Origin of the sequence: Kribbella sp. NPDC049584 (assembly GCF_040675555.1) — a bacterium.
Classification (GTDB): domain Bacteria; phylum Actinomycetota; class Actinomycetes; order Propionibacteriales; family Kribbellaceae; genus Kribbella.
The window spans coordinates 78,357-97,351 of the sequence record NZ_JBFAPF010000007.1; the positions used below are offsets into that span (position 1 = coordinate 78,357).

An 18,995-nucleotide genomic window follows, 5' to 3' on the forward strand; every position below is an offset into this window, starting at 1 on the left:
AAGGAGCGGGCGCTGTTCTCCGTCAGTTGAGCACGAGGCCCGGGTACAGCGGGTGCTTGTCGAGGATCTCGGCCGAGGCGGCGCGGGTCTTGTCGGCGACACCGTCGGCGAGGACGTACTTCGCCTTGGACGGCGCGCCCGCGGACGTGGTCGTCGGGGTGGTCGAGGACAGCACGTCCACGATCAGCTCGGCGACCCGGTCGAACTCGTCGGCGCCGAACCCGCGCGTGGTGAGCGCCGGCGTACCGATCCGGATGCCCGAGGTGTACCAGGCGCCGTTCGGATCGCGCGGTACGGCGTTGCGGTTGGTGACGATGCCCGCGTCGAGCAGCGCAGACTCCGCCTGCCGGCCGGTGATGCCGTACGACGACACGTCGAGCAGCACCAGGTGGTTCTCGGTGCCGTCGGTCACGAGCTTCACGCCACGCTTCATCAGGCCCTCGGCCAGTACGACGGCGTTGTCCGCGACGGCCTGCGCGTACTCCCGGAACGACGGCTGCCGCGCCTCGGCCAGCGCGACCGCCTTCGCGGCCATCGTCTGGCTCAGCGGACCACCCAGCACCATCGGGCAGCCGCGGTCGACGGACTCGGCGTACTCCGGCTGGCAGAGCACCATGCCGCCGCGCGGACCACGCAGCGACTTGTGCGTCGTGGTCGTGGTGACGTGTGCGTGCGGGATCGGGTCGAAGTCCCCGGTGAAGACCTTGCCCGCGACCAGACCGGCGAAGTGCGCCATGTCGACCATCAGCGTCGCTCCGACCTCGTCGGCGATCTCGCGCATCTTGGCGAAGTTGACCTTGCGCGGGTACGCCGAGTAGCCGGCGATCAGGATCAGCGGCTTGAACTCGCGGGCCTTGCGGGCGACCTCGTCGTAATCGAGCAGGCCCGTCTCCGGGTCGGTGCCGTAGGAGTGCTGGTTGAACATCTTGCCGGAGATGTTCGGCCGGAAACCGTGGGTCAGGTGACCGCCGGCGTCCAGCGACATCCCGAGCATCTTCTGGTCGCCGAGCGCCTTGCGGAGCTTGGTCCAGTCGTCCTCGGACAGGTCGTTGACGTGCTTCGCGCCCGCCTCGGCCAGCGCCGGGGACTCGATCCGCTGCGCCAGGATCGCCCAGAACGCGACCAGGTTCGCGTCGATTCCCGAGTGCGGCTGGACGTACGCGTGCGGGGCGTCGAACAGCGCCCGCGCGTGGTCGGCGGCGGTCTGCTCGACGGTGTCGACGTTCTGGCAGCCGGCGTAGAAGCGGTGACCGATCGTGCCCTCGGCGTACTTGTCGGACAGCCAGTTGCCCATCGTCAGCAGGGTGGCGGGGGAGGCGTAGTTCTCGCTCGCGATCAGTTTCAGCGAGGACCGCTGGTCGGCCAGCTCGGCCTTGATCGCGCCGGCGATCGTCGGTTCGACCGCGGCGATCACCTGCAGCGCGTTGTTGTACGCGGCCGACGCGGCGGCGGCATCGAAGGTTTGAGTCATCGTTGTCTCTCCTGCGGTTGCAGTGGGTCGAAGGCACCCAGGCGCACGGTGCCGACGGGTTTCGCTCCCCGGTGGTTCTCCACCTTCAGCGCGCCAGTCGCGACGCCGCTCACCCTACCGCGCGCTCGAGGATCAGTGGGAACGGTGTGGTCCTCGGCAGGGTCCCGAAAACACCGCCCCAGTCGTTCGCCAACCGGGACGCCACGAACGCGTCCGCGACCGCCGGTGTCGAGTACCTGATCAGCAACGAACCCTGCAGGCACAGGGCCATCAGCGCGGCCAGCCTCCGGGCGCCTGCCTCGGCGTTCTCGATGTCAGCAAGCGCTTGCAGTACGTCGTTGACCGCTGCATCGAGCCTGGCGTCGGCGCCTTGTACGGCGGCCATCTCGGTCAGCCAGGCGTCGAGCGACTCGGGCCTTCTCAGGGCTCGCAGTACGTCGAGCGCGTTGACGTTCCCCGACCCTTCCCAGATCGAGTTCAACGGCGACTCCCGGTAGAGCAACGGCAGCCCGGACTCCTCGACGTACCCGTTCCCGCCCAGACACTCCAACGCCTCCGCCACCATGAACGGCGTCCGCTTACAAACCCAGAACTTGGCCAACGGCAGAGCAATCCGCCGAAACGCCGCCTCCTGCTCCGCGCTCCGCCCCGACCCGCCCGGCACCTCCCCGTTCCCCGCGCCGCCGGCCCCTCTGGGGCCGGCGGCGCGGGATGCATCTACTGCTGCCGCGAGGCGCATGGCTAGGGCTGTGGCCGCTTCGCTCTCGATGGCCAAGTCGGCGAGGACGTTCTGCATTGCCGGCTTGTCGGCGAGCAACCCGCCGAAGGCATTCCGGTGCCTGGTGTGCCAGATGGCCTCGACGAGCGCTCGCCGTTGGAGTGCTGCCGAGCCCAGCACGCAGTCCAATCGGGTCGCCGCCACCATCTCGATGATCGTGCGTACCCCGGCGCCTTCCTCGCCCAGCCGGTATCCGATCGTGCCGTGGAACTCGACCTCGGACGACGCGTTCGACCGGTTGCCGAGCTTGTCCTTCAGCCGCTGCAGCGCGAACGGGTTGCGGTTGCCATCAGCAAGCACCCGCGGTACGACGAAGCAGCTCAGCCCGTCCGGCGCCTGCGCCAGCACCAGGAAGACGTCGACCTGCGGCGCCGAGCAGAACCACTTGTGCCCGTTCAGCTGGTACTCACCGTCGCCCACGGGCGTCGCGGTGGTGAGGTTCGCCCGTACGTCGGACCCGCCCTGCTTCTCGGTCATCCCCATCCCGGCGAGCACACCGCTCTTCTGGGCGACCGGCAGCCGGCGTACGTCGTACTCCGTCGACGCCAGCTGCGGGACCCACTCCTTCGCGAGGCGTTCGTCCGCGCGCAGCGCCGGCACCGCGGCGTACGTCATCGAGATCGGGCACCCGTGCCCCGGCTCGACCTGGGACCACAGGTAGAACCCAGCCGCCCGGGTCAGGTGCGGCGATGGCCGATCGCTGGTCCAGGGCGCCGCCTGCAGCCCGAAGCCGACGGCCTGCTCCATCAGCCAGTGCCATGACGGGTGGAACTCGACCTCGTCGATGCGGTTCCCGTAGCGGTCGTGCGTGCGCAGTACGGGCGGGTTCTGGTTCGCCGGGAGGGCGTGGGCGCGGGCCTCCTCCGAGCCCGCCAGCTCCCCGATCCGTCGGAGACCTGGGTCGTCCGCCAGCTCGGCGTACGGACGCAGAGCGTCACCGAGCGCCGCATCCTGGGTGAAGAAGTTCACGCCCCGCAGTGGGGGAGCCTGATTCGTTACCGCGAATGGGTCCGCCATGTCAGTACGGTAAGCGGTATGGCACGCATCGGGGCAGGACCCACTGGTGGGAGCTCCCTCTCATTGGCTTGGGTTCGCCGAATCCCCTCGACGACCTGGAGTCTGCTCACGCAGACCGTCGGGGTGTGTCTGCGCTACCGCGTTACCGGTCTGGCCGCCGAGGGGGCGTTCTTCGCGATCCTCTCGCTGCCGCCGCTGATCTTCGGACTCGCCGGGTCGCTCGGTTACATCGCGAGCAAATGGTTCGAGGTCGAGACGATCAACGACGTCAAGCAGCAGATCGTCGAGCTGGCCGCCCGCGCGCTGACCGACGACTCGATCAAGAGCGTGATCTCGCCGACTCTCGACCAAGTGCTGAACGGCGGCCGTCCGGACGTCATCTCGATCGGTTTCGTGCTGTCGCTGTGGTCCGGCAGCCGTGCGCTCAACGTGTTCGTCGACACGATCACGATCATGTACGGGATGGGCGGCAAGCGCGGCATCGTCCGGACCCGCGCGTTGTCGTTCAGCCTGTACTGCGCGGCGCTGGTCATCGGCGTAATCGTCCTGCCGCTGGTGCTGGCCGGCCCGGATGCGGTCGACGCGCTGCTGCCGCACCGGCTCGATTTCCTGAACCAGCTGTACTGGCCGGTCGTCACGATCCTGTCCGCGGGCTTCCTGAACACGCTGTACCACCTGTCCGTGCCGGTCCGGACGCCGTGGGTCTCCGACCTGCCCGGTTCGTTCCTGGCGCTGTCGATCTGGATCCTGGGCAGCTTCGTACTGCGCTGGATCCTGCAGAGCACGGTCGGCGGCACATCGATCTACGGTCCGCTGGCCGCGCCGATCGCAGTACTGATGTGGCTGTATATGACTGCCATCGCGGTGCTGATAGGTGCGGCGCTGAACGCTGTCGTGGACCGGCTGTGGCCGCACAAGCAGCATGTCGCCGAGGTGAAGTCGCAGGTGGCCGAGGACGACGAGGTCGAGCCGGTGATGAAGGCGGAGGCCGAGCCGCACCATGAGCACGCGCTGACGCCGGTGGAGTCCGAGCGCCCGGAGGTTGAGGCGGCGCGCAAGGTCGAGGGGTTCGCCGCACGACCGCCGAAGCCTGCTCCCGCGCCGGAGAAGTCCGAGGGGCCTGAGGAGCCTGAGAAGCTTGCGGGCCCAGCACCTGAGAGGCCTGTGTCCGAGAAGCCTGCTGCTGAGGCTGTGCGGAAGCCCGCGTCGGTCGGAAAATCCGGTGCGCAGGGTGACACCGACGACCTAGTCTGACCACATCAGACGGTCCCTGGCTCGGGACCGACCGGACCGGAGGGAGGCAGCCGCCATGAGCTACTACCAGGCCCCACGGCCTGCTGTCTCCGACACTGTCCGTCCGCTGAGCTGAGCTCGCGGCCGGACCCTCTGAAAGGTTCGCCGCATGTCAGCCACACTCCAGGCCCTGGGACTCGACAGTTCCACGGCCGACTTCCTGCAATCCGTCCCGGAAGAGCTGGTCCCGGGACGCGTCGCCCGGGTCGACAAGGGCCTGGCGACGGTCTTCACCACGGAGGGCCCGGTCCGCGCGAGCTGGTCGGGCGCACTGCTCACCGCGATCGCCTCCGACGCGCAAGCCGGCCCATGTACAGGGGATTGGGTCGTACTGCGCTTCTGGCCGGACGACCGCATCACCGTCGAGTCGGTGCTACCACGCCGTACGGCGATCGTCCGGGCGGAGGTCGGCGGGTCGTCCCGCGGGCAGATGCTCGCGTCGAACGTCGATGTGATCGCCATCGTCGTCGGACTGGTCCCCGAGCCGAACATCGTGCGTATCGAGCGCTTCATGGCGCTGGCGTGGGAGAGCGGCGCGCGGCCGGTCGTCGTACTCACCAAATCTGACCTGGTCGGTGACGCCGACTCAGTGGCTGAGGACGTGGCGCTGGCTGCGCCAGGTGCCGACGTACTCGTGTGCAGCGCGACCACTGGCGCGGGGCTGGACGACGTACGCGCACTGCTGGATGGAGATGCCACTCTGGCGCTGCTGGGGTCCAGTGGCGCGGGCAAGTCGTCACTGGTGAACGCACTGGCCGGCGTGGAGCTGCTGGACGTGCAGGACATCCGCGAGGACGGCAAGGGGCGTCACACGTCGGTGCGGCGTGAGCTGATCGTGCTCCCGAGCGGCGGGGTCGTCATCGACACGCCTGGGCTGCGGGGGATCGGTCTGCAGGAGTCAGGGGAGGGTTTGGCGGCGGCGTTCCCAGACATCACGGGGTTGGCCGCGCAGTGCAAGTTCAAGGATTGCTCGCACGTGATGGAGCCAGACTGCGCAGTGCGCGCTGCTCTGGACGACGGGTCGTTGCCGTACCGCCGGTACGACAGTTGGGTGAAGCTGCAGCGCGAGGCGGCGTACATGGCACGTCGTGCGGACATCCGGCTCCGCAACGAGGCGAAGAAGGAGTGGGTGCGGGCCAGTAAGTCGTACCGCCGCGATCACAAGCCCCGGGCCTAAGACCCCTTCCACCTGTTGCTGGCGGAGCGATGAAAAGATCGTCTGTATGAACCGATCAGTGCTGGTGACAGGAGCATCCCGGGGGATCGGAGCAGCAACAGCCCGCGCCTTCGCTGCCGCGGGCGATCGAGTAGCAGTCCACTACAGCGCCTCAGCGGACGCCGCGGCGCAGCTCCTGAAGGAGCTACCAGGCAGCGGGCACGTCATGGTGCAGGCAGACCTGGCAGATCCAGCCGCGATCGAATCGATGGTCGACGACGCGGCACACGCCCTGGGCACCATCGACGTACTCGTCAACAACGCCGGGCTCTACGTGCCGCACCGCATCCGCGAGACGACGTACGCCGAGTGGCAGCGGGCCTGGACCGACACGCTCGCGGTGAACCTCGTCGGACCGTCCAACGTCACCTGGTGCGCGGTCCGCCACATGTCCCGCGGCGGCCGCATCATCAACGTCTCCTCCCGAGGCGCCTTCCGAGGCGAACCCAACCAGCCAGCCTACGGCGCCTCGAAGGCCGCCATCGTCTCCTTCACCCAGTCCCTGGCCCGAGCCCTGGGCCCCGAAGGCATAGCCGTAACCGCCATAGCCCCCGGCTGGACCGTCACCGACATGGCCGCGGTGAACCTAGCCGGCGAAGGCTACACCCGCCGCAGCCAGGAAAGCCCCCTAGAACGAGTCGCCGACCCCTCAGAGGTAGCAGCCGCAATCATCTACCTGGCTTCCCCCGAAGCCGAATTCGCCACCGGCACAGTCCTAGACTTCAACGGCGCCTCCCACCTCAGGATGTAACCCCATCCCGCTGGCGACCGAACCGCCGAACCCAACCCAGTCGGTACGCGAACCACCTGCCGAACCCACGCCGGCGACCGAACTACCCAACCCAACCCGAGCTGGTACGCGAACCACCTGCCGAACCCACGGCGGTGACCGAACCGCCGAACCCAGCCCAAGCGGGTGAGTTAACTGCACACCCAGCCACAGCCGCCGAGCGAAGCGAAGGCGCCAGGGGGTGCGGGTGGCGGAGCCCCCGCTTGCGGCAAGCGGAGCGCAGCCGCACAAAACGACGAAGGCGACGAGGTCTGCGCTCTCCGCAGACACACGTCGCCCATCGCCTTCGTGGACGATACTGGGATCGAACCAGTGACCTCTTCCGTGTCAGGGAAGCGCGCTACCGCTGCGCCAATCGTCCGGGAACTCAAGAATACTGAGGTTCGAGGTGGAGACGGGATTCGAACCCGTGTAAACGGCTTTGCAGGCCGCTGCCTCGCCTCTCGGCCACTCCACCACTGAGAAAGCTGGGCCGAACCCTCTCCGAGCGGACGACCGGGTTCGAACCGGCGACCTCAACCTTGGCAAGGTTGCGCTCTACCAACTGAGCTACGTCCGCATCACCCCGAGCAGTTTCCCTCGGTGCGAGAGCAGAACAGTAGCGCACTTTCCGCCCGGACAAAAACCGGATTCCACCCTGGATTTCATGCTGTCGTCATCCGGGTACGACGAGCGTGAATCGCACCCCATCCGTCACACGAGTCACACCGAACCTGTCCACTCGCCACGCCGTCCGATCACGCCTTCAACGACACGAGATCGACCGTTCGCAGATAGTCGGCATCGCCCCGGAGATCGATCGTCGCGACACGCCCGTCGACCACCGTGAAAGAGAACACAACGACCGGTTCGCCGCGCTGCATCCACACCAGCCCGGGCATTCCGTCGACGAGCATGAGTTTCGCGGCCTGCGCCCGTCCGGAGAACGCGGCCGCGACCCGGTCGTGCCCGGTGATGCTCGCAGCGATCCCGCGTTCGGAGGCGCCGGCGTCTGCGCGCACGACGATCTCGGGGTCGAGCACCTCGAGCAACGCCGAGAAGTCCGCGTTGCGTGCGGCGGCGAGGAACGCGCTGACGACTTCCTGCTGCCGGAGCACGTCCACGCTCGATGGTTCCGGCGTACCGCGGACTCGGCGCCGGGCGCGGCTCGCGATCTGCCGCGCGGCGGCCGGGGACTTGCCGATGATCGGGGCGATGTCTTCGAACGGCACTGCGAACAGATCGTGCAGTACGAACGCCAACCGCTCCGCAGGCGACAGCGTCTCGAGTACGACGAGCAGCGCGAGCCCGACCGAGTCCGCCTGGACCGCTTCGAGCTCGGGATCGGGTATGACGTCGTCGGCAAGCACGGGGGAGTGGTCGCTGACCGGCAGCTCGGGCCGGCCGCGGCGGGTGCGGAGCATGTCGAGGCAGATCCGCCCGACGACCGTGGTCAGCCAGCCGCCCAGGTTGTCGATCGTGGCGGTGTCGCTGCGGCTGAGCCGGATCCACGTCTCCTGGACGGCGTCCTCCGCCTCGGGCTCAGAGCCTAGGATCCGGTACGCGACGGCCCGCAGGCGATCCCGGTTCTGCTCGAACCGCGTCGCCAGCCAGTCGTCCCCGTCCATATCCATCACCATTCCAGCTGTCACACCACCCGGCCCAGCGCCGTCATCCCGATGACGTAGCACTGGGACCACATGTGACATCAGAACGAACAGGAGCACGCCATGACGGAACCACCCCGCCCGCTGCCGGTACGCAAGCAGGACATGCTGCGCCGCTTCGAGCAGGACGTCGACGCCTGGGTAGCCACGGCGTCGCTCGACGGTACGCCGTACCTGATGCCCCTGTCGTTCCTGTGGAGCAACGACACCCTGCTGCTGTCCACAACCGTCACCAATCCGACCGCTCGCAACCTGCAGACCAACCCGAAGGTGCAGCTGACGATCGGCCAGGTCCGCGACGTCATCCACGTCACCGGCACCGCCGCGATCTCAGATGTCACCGACACCGAAGGTGAGTCCTTCGCCACGAAGGCCGGCTTCGACCCCCGCCCGCTACCGAACTACCCCTTCTTCCGCGTCACTCCCACCAAGATCCAAGCCTGGCGCGAGGTCAACGAGCTGAAGGACCGCACCCTGATGGACGAAGGCACCTGGCTCGTCTGACTCACCAGAGGAACGTCAACTCCGCCACGGTCACATGCGGTCGGTCTGCCAACCACGTATCGAGGCAGCCCCGCAGTTCGCCCTCTGACCCGGCCAAGCCGAGCACTACGGCATCTCCCGCCGCAGGTGCGTGGTGGTGTGCTTCCGGCGACCCGTGGGAGCACTCCGAGCACATCAACCGAATTCCAGACCACTCGTCGACCCCAAGCCCCGCTGGGCCGGCCAGGTCGGCCAGAGCTTCCTTGTCGTTGGCATCGGCCCCCACCACCTGCGCCTGCCAGGTCGGCAGACCGGACTCCTCCAGTCGTGCGAGCTCGTCGAACACCGGTACGTCGTTCCGCTGCCCCTTCGGCTCGCCGTCGTGCAGTACTACGTCCCTGAACCGGTGACCGCTCTCCGGCAACGGCACGCTCGAGATCACCGCGTGCGCCGGGCTACGCTGCCAGCACCACACGACCTCGGTGTCGCCGTACGCCGGAACAACCTGATGCGTCAGACTCGGCCGGTCCGGATTCAACCGGATCGGCGTCAGCCCGAAGTGTTGGTCGATCGGTTCGTCGCCGGGCTCGATCGTGCTGATGCCGTACTCCGCCCACGCCCAGCGTGCGGTCGCCCAATCGCCGAGCGCGGTCGCGGCGATCCCAAGATTCCAGGCGGCCGGGTTGGCACCCCCGAACTCGCGCCGCTCCTCATCAGAGATCAGCTCCGCCGCCCGCCGATTCCGCGCCGCCGAATCGGCCCACTGCTGTCGCGCCTTCGAGTACATCCCAGCCTCGAACCAGGCACCGAACGAGTCAGGCAGCACCTCGGTCAGCTCCTGGGCCAGCCGACCGGCCTTCTCGGCGTCCCCGGGTTGGACGGCTTCGGCGAACTCCTGCGCTACCTGATGAGGCTCACGTCCGACGCCGCGCCTGAAGATCTTCATCGCGACATTGTGCCGTGCGGCTTGACTTTGAGTGCGCTCCAGGAAGGAAGGTGGAGGGCATGTTGTCTCGGACTCTTGGGAATGGACGGAATGTCAGTGCGCTCTGCCTGGGCGCGATGAACTTTGGTACGTCGACGCCGACCGACACTGCTGTCGCGATTCTGGACCGGTTTGTTGAGGCGGGTGGGACGTTCATCGACACGTCGAACAACTACAACCAGTGGCACGGGCACGGTGGTGACAGTGAGGAGCTGCTGGGGCGCTGGATGCGGGAGCGTGGTAATCGGAACGAGTTGTTCATCGCCACGAAGTGCGGTGCGCGGACCACCGTGCCCGGCGATCCCGATGACGCGCACTGGGAAGGGCTCAGCTCATCGGCAATAGATGCGGCGGTGAAGGGCAGTCTCAGTCGGCTGGGTGTCGAGCAAATCGATTTGTACTACGCGCACATCGACAACCGCAGTACGCCGCTGGACGAGACGGTTGCCGCATTCGGGCGACTGGCAGCGGACGGAGTGGTTGACTCGATCGGCTGCAGCAACACGGCCGCATGGCGGCTCGACCGAGCGCGGCAAACCGCAGCTGCGCAGGGCGTTGCGCAGTACTCCGTTATCCAGCAGCACTCGAGCTACCTCTGGCCGAACCCGCCTACTCTGCAGGGCCAGCGTCGTCACGGCACTCCGCACTACCAGCACGCAGGTGTAGAGCACTTCGACTACCTGTCGGAGCACCCGGACATGACGTTGGTGGCGTACCAGCCTCTCCTCACTGGTTCGTACACGCGTCCGGACCGGCCGTTCGAGCGGCGCTACGCCCACCCGACGGCGTACGTGCGCTTTGAGGTGCTCCGCGGGGTTGCGCGCGACCTCGGCGTGACGCCGAACCAGGTAGTACTGGCGTGGTTGCTGCACCACGACGTCATCCCGCTGTTCGGTGCGTCCTCGCTCGAGCAGTTGGAGGAGGCGCTGGCTGCGGTCGAGCTCCACCTCGACGCCGACCTGGTCGATCAGCTGGACAACGCCTGATCGCGGGCGCGGTAGCGGTACCGCAGTGGTGACTCGCCGACCTCGCGTTTGAATGCGGTGCTGAACGCGCTCTCCGACGCGTACCCGAGCTCGGCCGCCAGTGACCCCACGCTGACATCGGCGTCGCGGAGTGCGCGTTGGGCGAGCATCATCCGCCAGCGGTTGAGGTACGCGCGCGGAGGCATGCCGGCCACGTCGCGGAACCGCTCCGCGAACGACGTACGCGACATGGCTGCTGCCTGCGCGAGCTCGTTCAGCCCCCAGAGCTTGTCGGGCTGCGCGTGCATCAGCGTGAGCGCAGGGCGGAGGCGTTCGTCGGTCAGCACGCGCAGCCATCCCGGCGGCAGTTCGGCTTGTTCGACGTACGCCCGGAGTACTTCGAGGAGCATCAACTGCGCGTGCTGCCGGATCGCGAACGCCGAGCCGATGCGGTTGCCGGCCACCTCGTCGACCAGCCTATGGATGCTGCCGCGCAGGTTGGCGCCGGTGGTGGGGGAGGCGCGGACGTGCGCAACCGGTGGCAGCGCCTCGAGGAGCAGCGTGCGGCCGGCCTCGTTGAGGTCGATCCGGCCGCCGAGGATGACGTCGTTCCCGGTGCTCGCGAGCGACAGGCCAGTCTCGACCGGAACGACCTCGCGAACCGGCCCGTCGCCGGTGCCGCCGGAGAGCTCCATTCGGGACCGATTGTTGAGGATCGCGACGTCGCCGGGGAGGAGTTCGATCGGCACGTCGATCCCGTCCGTGCTCAGTCGGGCCCGTCCGCTGACCATCGCGATGAACTTGAACGACTCGACCAGGTCGGCTCGCGACACCCACCGTCCGCTCACGGTGAACCCGCCCGACACCAGCCCGCGGACCTCGACGAGCTCGAACACTTCGGACAGCTGATCGTCAACCATGCCCCGGACTCTCGCGAAGAAAATATGGACTGATACTTATTCAGAGTACGCCGGGCGCGCAGCAGAGTGGAGGTATGACTCCCTTTGACGTGTTGGCAGAGAAGCAGCACCCGATCGGCACCGGATTCACCGCGGCGGCGACGGCTGACGACGTACTGACAGGCATCGACCTGACCGGCAAGAACGCGATCGTCACGGGCGGGCACCGCGGCCTGGGCCTCGAAACCACCCGGGCACTCAGCAAGGCCGGTGCCACGGTGACAGTTGCCGTACGCAACCCCGCGAGCGCGGCTAAGGCTCTGGAGGGGATCGAGCGGGTCGAGACCAGCGAGCTCGATCTGCTCGATCCGAAGTCAGTCGACGCGTTCGTCGAGCGCTACCTCGCCACCGGGCGCCCGCTCCACATCCTCATCAACAACGCCGGCATCATGGCCGGCCCGCTCGTTCGTGACGCCCGTGGTTACGAATCGCAGTTCGCCACCAACCACCTCGGCCACTTCCAGCTGACCCTCGGCCTGCTCCCCGCCCTTCAGGCGGCCCATGGCGCTCGCATCGTCAACGTCACGTCCGGCGGTCACCGTCTCTCCGACATCCGTTGGGACGACCCACATTTCGCCCACGACTACGACCCGCTCGTCGCCTACGGCCAGTCCAAGACCGCCAACGTCCTGTTCGCGGTGGAGCTCGAGCGCCGGTGGTCGCAGTACGGCATCCACGCGTACGCCGTACATCCCGGCATCGTGGTCACCACGAACCTCGGCCCGCATCTGCCCGAAGGCGAAACCCGTACTCCCTGGCTGACCACCGCTGACCTACAGGCCATGGACCTGGTAGATGCCGCCGGCAATCAAATCGTCGACCCCGCGCGCGAACGCAAAACCCCGTCACAGGGTGCGAGTACAACCGTCTTCGCCGCGACCAGCCCCCAGCTGGAGTCACACGGCGGCACCTACCTGAAGGACAACGAGATCTCCCGGCTCGACCAGCCCACTCCCATCGACTTCACCGACCACGACGTTCCCTCGGACGTCGTCCCGCATGCGCTGGACCCGCAGTCCGCCGATCGCCTCTGGACGCTCAGCGAGGAGCTGATCAAGCACTGACGACTAGGCGACGGCCTGTGGGGCTGCGGCTGGACTCCCGTTCCCGTTCCGATCCACGGCACGGATGCCCATCTGCACGTTGTCCTTGGAGATGTCGAGCGTCACCGTGGTGACGTTCCCGACGGGAATCGCGCTGGTCCAATCGGCCTCCGTGGTCTCGCGCAACACCACCTCGTACCCGGTCAGGTTCGTTTCGGGGTTGGGATCCCACGACAGCGTGGTGAGGTTGGTGCCGGAGAGGGTGCCGGGGGGCGTCGTGTGGATCTGCGCGTTCTTCGGCGTACCGGGGGAGGTCGCAAGCGCCCACAGCGCCGCGGCGTTCACCCTCGTCACGCGGGCGATGTAGTCGAAGTCCACGAACTCGATGAGGTCGCCGAACTGCACGCCGTCGACCACCTGGACGTTCTGGTGCTCGTGATTGAAGTTCTCCCGGGGCTCGGTGAATCTGGCGGCAGGGGAGCCCAGGCTCTGGAACGAGACGTGGTCGCTGGCGCGAAGGAACCGGTCGCGCCGCCAGACCAGCCGGATGTTCATGCCGGTCAGGCTCTGCGGCGCGACCGAGTGCACGAAGCGGCCGAGCTGGCGGGCCTTCCCGTCGTTCTCCCCGCCGGCCGACTGCAGCAGCGAGATCTGTGCAGCGGTCACGTTGCTCGGGATCCCCTCGAGGAACATGCGCACGGTGAACGGGTCAGGTTTGTGGCCGTCGAACGACCGGCTGGCGCCGATGATGTCGTTGCTGAACATGCCCTGTACGTCGTTGCCGGCCGCGGCCATCTGCGCCGCCATGAAGGCGGAGCCGTAGAGGCCTTGTTCCTCGCCGGCGACGGTGGCGAACACGATGGTGCCGGGGAACTGGTGTGCCGCGAAAACCCGAGCGAGTTCGAGCACACACGCAACACCGGACCCGTCGTCGTCGGCACCCGGCGCGTCACTGGTGAAGTCCATAACGTCGGTCACCCGTGAGTCCAGGTGGCCCGTGACGACGTAGAACCGCTCGGGTGACGCGGTCCCCTTCAGCGTGGCGATGACGTTGGTGATCCTCGTCGGCACGGGGACCCGGCTCGAAACCGGCTGGATGAACGACTGCCGCTGCACCGTCATCCGGCCGCCCGACGTCGCAGCAATAGCCTCCATCTGCCCCACGACCCAGTCCGTCGCCGCGCCAATCCCACGCATCGGATCGTCCTGCGATGACAACGTGTGCCGAGTCCCGAACTCCGTCAGCCGCTGAATAGTCGCGCCGATCCGCTTCGGATCAACGTCCTGCAACAACTTCCGCAAGTCCGGATCAAACTTGGTCGCCCCAAGCCCACTCGATACCACGGTGGGCTCAGCCTGCGCTTCACCCGCGGCCCCGACCAGCACCGCGGCAACAGCGCCAGAACCAGCCAAAAACACCCGCCGACTCGACCCCACTGTGGAAGCCGAGTCCGATGCAGAAGCTGAAGTCGAAGACGAAGACCGAGACGAACGGGAGCCAGACATGGCGCCTCCAGAGTGAGCGGACAAATACGCCTCGCCCCTCACTCTGACACCCCCCACCCGAGCCGTCAGCCACTCAACAAAGAGGTTTTCCCTACCCTTTCCACCCCACCACCAACCCGATTCCCACTCACCCAGCCCTGCAGCCAACTGCCCACCACCCACCACCCACCACCGCAAGGCAGCCCCGACCCCACCGGTGAGCTCAACTGCACAACCAAGCCACGGCGCCGAGCGACCTACCCAACCCAACCCAAGCAGGTGACCGAACCACCCAACCCAAGCTGGCGGGCTGAAAGCGTGGATAAAGAAGAACTTCGACCATGTGCAGGATGGAACGATCAACGCGCTCGCGAACTTTGCGATCATTTCACGCTCAGAGAACCGCGAAATCAAAGACAAAGCGCCGTCAAAGTGCAAGGTGGAGATGCCTGAGAAGGAACTCAAGGACATGCGATCGCGCTCTTCTGCCAGATTCTCTCTGGTCTGCGTGATCGAGCTCAGCAACTGGCGGACCTGGCCGAAGGCCTGACTGTCTGATGTTTATGACCACTGACTGAGAGCGGCGCGAAGGAAAGCGTCGCGCCTTTCGGTGACGGCAGCGGCGCCCAGGAGGCTACCGTCGTCGGCGAATCCCGCCCAACCGTCCATCACTGTCGGCGTGTTCAGCGCGGCCACGGCATCCCAGTAGGGCACGCCGACTGCCTCCCGGCCCGCCTGCCGCTCCCAGCCCTCCAACACATGGGACGCCGCGTCCTGGCCGTACTGAAGGGTCATCTGCATCCGCAGGCTGCCGAGATCGACGCCCGGATCACCAGCCCCGGCTGTATTCCAGTCGATCAGCGCAACGCAACGGTCACCCTCCCACAGCATGTTGCCGCCCCAGGCGTCACCATGCACGAACACAGACGGGACTGCCGGCATCCCGTGCGACCTGACCCGCTCGTCGGCCTGCTGCAGCAAAGGTGTGGTCGGCATCAGGCCCCGCAAGCGTTCATCGGCGCGGTCGTCGACGGCGCACGGCCGCGGCCGGTATGGCAGGTGGGCCTGCGGAACCAGCCTGAAGGCGTGGACCCTGGCAAGGGCCGCTCCCGCTTCGCGGAGCCGGGCGACCGAGACCGTCGGCGAGAGACCGGCGCTGCCGGGCAGGAAGGTCTCCAGGGTGGCGACGGTTCCGCTCGCCTTCCCGTCGAGATCCGCAGCGATCAGCCGCGGCGCGGCCAGGCCATGAGTCTCGGCCAGCTGAAGCGCGCGTGCGTTCGTAATCACCCACGCGGCAGCGATCCATCCCTGGACAGGGACCTTCAAGATCACGTCCCTGGTCCGGGCCGCCGGTCCTTCGATTCCCAGGCGGAACGTGCCCGAAGGGCGGTGCTCGCCGCGGGTCAGGCCCTCGGACGAAACGACGCTCGTCCCGCCAACCGCCTCAGCCGCCCAGCGCAGAACCTGGTCATTCGGCAACTTGCCTGTGTGTGCTCTTGCCATTTCGGTACTTTACCGGCTCTACACCCTCATCTCTGATGAGCCTGACCCCGTATGTGGATCCAGAATCGTAATCCCCGTGTATCGCAGGACAGCGAGCGACGCGAGCCAAGCGGGATGGCCAGCTAGGTGATGTTTTGCGAAGGGACAGGGACAGTCGGTGTGTGCAATCCCAGAGCCGCACAAAGAGTTGTGAGGGGGCAAGTGTGCGCGTTGCCATTCGCCCATGCATTTAGCGCGTTGAATGTCATCGGCACGGCGGCGGCGACGGCGTCGGCCGGTGGGGTGCGCTTCGGCTGGTCTGGGGTGCGGTTGCCGGTGATAACCGGGGTGTCGGCCAGGTCCTGGTCTGCGAGCCAGGGGAGGGCCGCTTCGGTGGGGATGACGTAGGGGTCCCAGCCGTTGGCTCGGGCGACCTTGACACCGTCCGCGGTGCGGGAGGCGAGGGGCGCACCGCAGACGACGGTGTACAGGGTTCGGTCGGTCACGCGAGGCCCGAAGTCGCGAGCTGGCCGCCGTGTGGTGCCCCTCCCGACGATGGCGGGGCATCTCCTGGAGGAGTACCGGGACGGGGCAGGCGGGGGAGGTGTTCATCAATGAGGCGGGTACTCCGCTGCGACAAATGCTCTTCCGGGCGCGGATCCGGCGGCCGTCGCTTGTCCGAGCTCGATCACTCGGCTGGGTCGGTCAGGAGGGTGAGAAGTTCCGGGGCACCTGACCGTCCCCGGCCGGGGACGAGACCGAGCTGTTCAAGGCCAAGGCGCAGGCCGTGAAGGCGGTGTCACGCCACGCCGACGGTGGGCTGCGATTCCACGACCTGAGGCACTCGTACGCGTCATGGCTGATCACCTCGGGTGTGCCGGTTCCCGACGTACAGCGGGTGATGGGGCATGAGCAGCCGACGACGACGCTGATGATCTACACGCACGTCCAGGGAGGCTCTCAGGAGCGGGCTCTAGGGGCTCTTGCTGCTCTTTCGCTGCCTGACGAGGGCTGAAAACGAGAAGAGCGGAGACCCGGCTGGTGCTGGGTTCCCGCTCTGACCTGCGTGTACTTCGGGTGGGCGATACTGGGTTCGAACCAGTGACCTCTTCGGTGTGAACGAAGCGCGCTACCACTGCGCCAATCGCCCGGATGGTGGTGCTGGTGTTTCTTGTGAGGTGGTGCGGTGAAACCTTAGCGCATCAATGCAGCGACGATCTAATCGGGCCGGGCTACTCTTGCTGCAGGACGGAGATCCCGTCGCGTTGGAGACGTGATTGTGACTTTCTCGCACGACACCGAGCAGGCGCTCGGGACGCTGGTCCGGCTCGTCAACACCATGCCCGGACCGAACAGCCAGGTCGACTCGTTGGAGACGCTCGAGGAACTGGAGAAGTTCGTCCAGGAGCGGGAGTTCAGCGCGGTCGACACGTTGACGGAGACGGACCTGGCCGAGGTCCGCGATCTGCGGCCGCTGTTCGCGCCCGTCTTCACCACGGACTCCGATGCGTCGGCGGCGACGATGATCAACGCGATCATCGCGCGCGGTACGTCGACTCCGCGGCTGACCAACCACGACGGGCATCCGTGGCACATCCACTACTCCCGCGCGGGCGCGTCGCTGGCCTGCCGGATCACGGTGGAGTGCGGGATCGCGCTTGCCCAGGTGATCTCGGCCGGCGAACGCGAACGCCTCCGCCGCTGCGAGGCGCCGGATTGCGACGACGCCCTCATCGACCTGTCACGGAACCGTTCCAAGCGGTACTGCGACGCCCGCACCTGCGGCAACCGCTTGCACGTAGCCGCCTACCGCGAGCGCCGCAAAGCCTCCGGCGAGTAGCCGCCACACCGAATGTGGGAGGACCCTCGGCCCATTTCCGGGCCGGGGGTCCTCTCAGGCTTCGTCAGGGGTTGGGGTTCTCGGCCGAACGCTCGGCGAAGATCTTCGCGACCTGGGCTGTGATCGTGCCCGGGGCGGGGAGTTCGCGGTCGTCGACTCGGTGGATGCCTTGGACGTCGCGTGTCGTGGATGTGAGGAAGATCTCCTCGGCCTGGAACAGCTGCTCCAGCGGTACGTCGCGTTCGACGCCGCCGAACCATTCGAGGACCAGGCCGCGAGTCACACCCGCCAGCGCGCCCGAGTCCAGCGTCGGCGTGACCAGCTCACCGTTGTACACGCAGAAGATGTTCGAGCCGGTGCCCTCGGCAAGGTTGCCGATGGTGTTGGCGAAGATCGCTTCGCTGCCGCCGCGCTCCTTCGCATAGGCGAGCGCGCGGACGTTCTCGGCGTACGACGTGGTCTTCAGGCCAGCGACGGCGCTGCGTTCATTGCGGACCCACGGGACGGTGACGATCGCGGAGGTCGCGGACGGCCGCTCGATCTCCTGCGTCGCGATGAGGATCGTCGGCCCGGACGTACCGCGATCGGATGACAACGGTGAGACACCACCCGTGTAGGTGATCCGCAGCCGCGCGAACTGCATCCCCGGTTCGACCACGGCCTCGATGCCGGTCTCGATCGCCGCGACGTCGGGTGTCGGCAGGCCGAGTCCGACCGCGGAGCGGACGAGCCGCTCGAGATGCCGTCGTACTGCGAACGGGCGGCCGTTCTCGACCTTGATCGTCTCGAAGACGCCGTCGCCGGTGGTCAGCCCGTGGTCGAGCGGCGAGACCGTTGCCTCGTCGTCCAGCAAGGCGCCGTTGAGCCAGATACGCATGTGGTGCTCCTTCCGCGCAACACCTTAGTGCGCAGGGGATCCGGTACTGCGAGGTGACCAGCTGATGACGGTACGTCGACCTGCCGGCGGACCCCGATTTTTGAAGTCGGCCCGGGATGGGCTAATGTTCTTTTCGCGCCGGGGGACACTGGAACCCGGTCGCACTGCGGACGTAGCTCAGTTGGTAGAGCGCAACCTTGCCAAGGTTGAGGTCGCCGGTTCGAACCCGGTCGTCCGCTCGGAGAGGGTTCGGCGGGCCTACTTCTCAGTGCCAGCTTTCTCAATGCCAGCTTACTCAGTGGTGGAGTGGCCGAGAGGCGAGGCAACGGCCTGCAAAGCCGTGTACACGGGTTCGAATCCCGTCTCCACCTCGAGAACCTCAGGTCAAACTGAGTGTTACTTGGACGATTGGCGCAGCGGTAGCGCGCTTCCCTGACACGGAAGAGGTCACTGGTTCGATCCCAGTATCGTCCACGAAGGCGATAGGCGACTCGTGTCCGCGGAGAGCGCGGACCGGGTCGCCTTCGTCGTGTTGTGCGGCTGCGCTTCGCTTGCCGCAGGCGGGGGCTCCGCCACCCGCACCCCCTTGCGCCTTCGCTTCGCTCGGCGGCTGTGGCTGGGTTTGCAGTTAACTCACCCGCTTGGGTTTAGTTCGGCGGTTCGGT

The 18,995-nt window shown here is 67.0% G+C and carries 17 protein-coding genes, 7 tRNA genes and 1 riboswitch; of the genes, 12 read left to right on the forward strand and 12 right to left on the reverse strand.

Annotated features, from left to right (window positions below):
* Positions 1–22: 22 nt before the first annotated feature.
* The gene (locus tag AB0J62_RS23740; RefSeq protein ID WP_363874955.1) at positions 23–1,471 is read right to left on the reverse strand and encodes a glycine hydroxymethyltransferase; all 1,449 of its coding nucleotides are present in this window, start codon (positions 1,469–1,471) and stop codon (positions 23–25) included.
* A gap of 28 nt (positions 1,472–1,499) precedes the next feature.
* Positions 1,500–1,582, reverse strand: a riboswitch (ZMP/ZTP riboswitch).
* Positions 1,581–3,266, reverse strand: a complete 1,686-nt coding sequence (locus tag AB0J62_RS23745; RefSeq protein ID WP_363874958.1) for an acyl-CoA dehydrogenase family protein — start codon at positions 3,264–3,266, stop codon at positions 1,581–1,583. Its footprint overlaps the riboswitch before it by 2 nt.
* Positions 3,267–3,284: 18 nt before the next feature.
* On the opposite strand from AB0J62_RS23745, the gene AB0J62_RS23750 reads away from it, so the two are divergent.
* The 3 genes from AB0J62_RS23750 (at position 3,285) to AB0J62_RS23760 (ending at position 6,526) form a co-directional block, all read left to right on the forward strand.
* The gene (locus tag AB0J62_RS23750) at positions 3,285–4,520 is read left to right on the forward strand and encodes a YihY/virulence factor BrkB family protein (protein WP_363874961.1); all 1,236 of its coding nucleotides are present in this window, start codon (positions 3,285–3,287) and stop codon (positions 4,518–4,520) included.
* A gap of 148 nt (positions 4,521–4,668) precedes the next feature.
* Positions 4,669–5,736: a ribosome small subunit-dependent GTPase A gene (gene rsgA / locus AB0J62_RS23755; RefSeq protein WP_363874964.1), complete on the forward strand. Its 1,068-nt coding sequence runs from the start codon at positions 4,669–4,671 to the stop codon at positions 5,734–5,736.
* Between the two features lie 46 nt (positions 5,737–5,782).
* Positions 5,783–6,526 (forward strand): SDR family oxidoreductase, encoded by a 744-nt coding sequence (locus AB0J62_RS23760; RefSeq protein WP_363874967.1) that lies wholly within the window; start codon positions 5,783–5,785, stop codon positions 6,524–6,526.
* A gap of 328 nt (positions 6,527–6,854) precedes the next feature.
* Here AB0J62_RS23760 and AB0J62_RS23765 read toward each other — a convergent pair.
* The 4 genes from AB0J62_RS23765 to AB0J62_RS23780 form a co-directional block, all read right to left on the reverse strand.
* Positions 6,855–6,926, reverse strand: a tRNA-Val gene (locus AB0J62_RS23765).
* 25 nt (positions 6,927–6,951) lie between these two features.
* Positions 6,952–7,022 (reverse strand) — tRNA-Cys (locus AB0J62_RS23770).
* A 29-nt stretch (positions 7,023–7,051) separates the two neighbouring features.
* Positions 7,052–7,124, reverse strand: a tRNA-Gly gene (locus AB0J62_RS23775).
* 178 nt (positions 7,125–7,302) lie between these two features.
* A complete protein-coding gene (locus AB0J62_RS23780; RefSeq protein WP_363874970.1) occupies positions 7,303–8,172 on the reverse strand; it encodes a sigma-70 family RNA polymerase sigma factor in 870 nt (289 codons plus the stop codon).
* Positions 8,173–8,274: 102 nt separating this feature from the next.
* On the opposite strand from AB0J62_RS23780, the gene AB0J62_RS23785 reads away from it, so the two are divergent.
* Entirely contained in the window at positions 8,275–8,715 is a 441-nt protein-coding gene (locus AB0J62_RS23785) for a pyridoxamine 5'-phosphate oxidase family protein (protein WP_363874973.1), read from the forward strand.
* A 1-nt stretch (position 8,716) separates the two neighbouring features.
* Here the strand turns inward: AB0J62_RS23785 and AB0J62_RS23790 are convergent, their stop codons facing one another.
* Positions 8,717–9,640, reverse strand: coding sequence for a hypothetical protein (locus AB0J62_RS23790; RefSeq protein ID WP_363874976.1), 924 nt, complete (start codon positions 9,638–9,640; stop codon positions 8,717–8,719).
* A gap of 116 nt (positions 9,641–9,756) precedes the next feature.
* Between AB0J62_RS23790 and AB0J62_RS23795 the strand changes: the two genes are divergently transcribed.
* Complete coding sequence (locus AB0J62_RS23795; RefSeq protein ID WP_363874979.1) at positions 9,757–10,665, forward strand: aldo/keto reductase; 909 nt, start codon at positions 9,757–9,759, stop codon at positions 10,663–10,665.
* Here AB0J62_RS23795 and AB0J62_RS23800 read toward each other — a convergent pair.
* On the reverse strand, positions 10,647–11,564 hold the full coding sequence (locus AB0J62_RS23800; RefSeq protein ID WP_363874982.1) for an AraC family transcriptional regulator: 918 nt from the start codon (positions 11,562–11,564) through the stop codon (positions 10,647–10,649). The genes AB0J62_RS23795 and AB0J62_RS23800 overlap by 19 nt on opposite strands.
* Before the next feature lie 74 nt (positions 11,565–11,638).
* On the opposite strand from AB0J62_RS23800, the gene AB0J62_RS23805 reads away from it, so the two are divergent.
* Positions 11,639–12,667, forward strand: a complete 1,029-nt coding sequence (locus AB0J62_RS23805; protein ID WP_363874985.1) for an SDR family NAD(P)-dependent oxidoreductase — start codon at positions 11,639–11,641, stop codon at positions 12,665–12,667.
* A 3-nt stretch (positions 12,668–12,670) separates the two neighbouring features.
* On the opposite strand, the gene AB0J62_RS23810 is transcribed toward AB0J62_RS23805, so the two are convergent.
* On the reverse strand, positions 12,671–13,843 hold the full coding sequence (locus AB0J62_RS23810) for a M28 family metallopeptidase (RefSeq protein ID WP_363874988.1): 1,173 nt from the start codon (positions 13,841–13,843) through the stop codon (positions 12,671–12,673).
* Positions 13,844–14,474: 631 nt separating this feature from the next.
* Here AB0J62_RS23810 and AB0J62_RS23815 point away from each other — a divergent pair.
* Entirely contained in the window at positions 14,475–14,681 is a 207-nt protein-coding gene (locus AB0J62_RS23815; RefSeq protein ID WP_363874991.1) for a hypothetical protein, read from the forward strand.
* 11 nt (positions 14,682–14,692) lie between these two features.
* On the opposite strand, the gene AB0J62_RS23820 is transcribed toward AB0J62_RS23815, so the two are convergent.
* On the reverse strand, positions 14,693–15,634 hold the full coding sequence (locus AB0J62_RS23820) for an aminoglycoside phosphotransferase family protein (RefSeq protein WP_363874994.1): 942 nt from the start codon (positions 15,632–15,634) through the stop codon (positions 14,693–14,695).
* A 766-nt stretch (positions 15,635–16,400) separates the two neighbouring features.
* Here AB0J62_RS23820 and AB0J62_RS23825 point away from each other — a divergent pair.
* Positions 16,401–16,628, forward strand: coding sequence for a tyrosine-type recombinase/integrase (locus tag AB0J62_RS23825; protein ID WP_363874997.1), 228 nt, complete (start codon positions 16,401–16,403; stop codon positions 16,626–16,628).
* 63 nt (positions 16,629–16,691) lie between these two features.
* On the opposite strand, the gene AB0J62_RS23830 is transcribed toward AB0J62_RS23825, so the two are convergent.
* Positions 16,692–16,763 (reverse strand) — tRNA-Val (locus AB0J62_RS23830).
* A 129-nt stretch (positions 16,764–16,892) separates the two neighbouring features.
* Between AB0J62_RS23830 and AB0J62_RS23835 the strand changes: the two genes are divergently transcribed.
* Positions 16,893–17,453, forward strand: a complete 561-nt coding sequence (locus AB0J62_RS23835) for a CGNR zinc finger domain-containing protein (RefSeq protein ID WP_134099384.1) — start codon at positions 16,893–16,895, stop codon at positions 17,451–17,453.
* 64 nt (positions 17,454–17,517) lie between these two features.
* Here the strand turns inward: AB0J62_RS23835 and AB0J62_RS23840 are convergent, their stop codons facing one another.
* Positions 17,518–18,330 (reverse strand): aminotransferase class IV, encoded by an 813-nt coding sequence (locus AB0J62_RS23840; protein WP_363875002.1) that lies wholly within the window; start codon positions 18,328–18,330, stop codon positions 17,518–17,520.
* Positions 18,331–18,496: 166 nt separating this feature from the next.
* On the opposite strand from AB0J62_RS23840, the gene AB0J62_RS23845 reads away from it, so the two are divergent.
* From AB0J62_RS23845 to AB0J62_RS23855, 3 genes are all read left to right on the forward strand, one after another.
* Positions 18,497–18,569: transfer RNA gene (locus tag AB0J62_RS23845), tRNA-Gly, on the forward strand.
* 61 nt (positions 18,570–18,630) lie between these two features.
* Positions 18,631–18,701 (forward strand) — tRNA-Cys (locus tag AB0J62_RS23850).
* A gap of 31 nt (positions 18,702–18,732) precedes the next feature.
* Positions 18,733–18,804 (forward strand) — tRNA-Val (locus tag AB0J62_RS23855).
* The last annotated feature ends 191 nt before the right edge of the window (positions 18,805–18,995 follow it).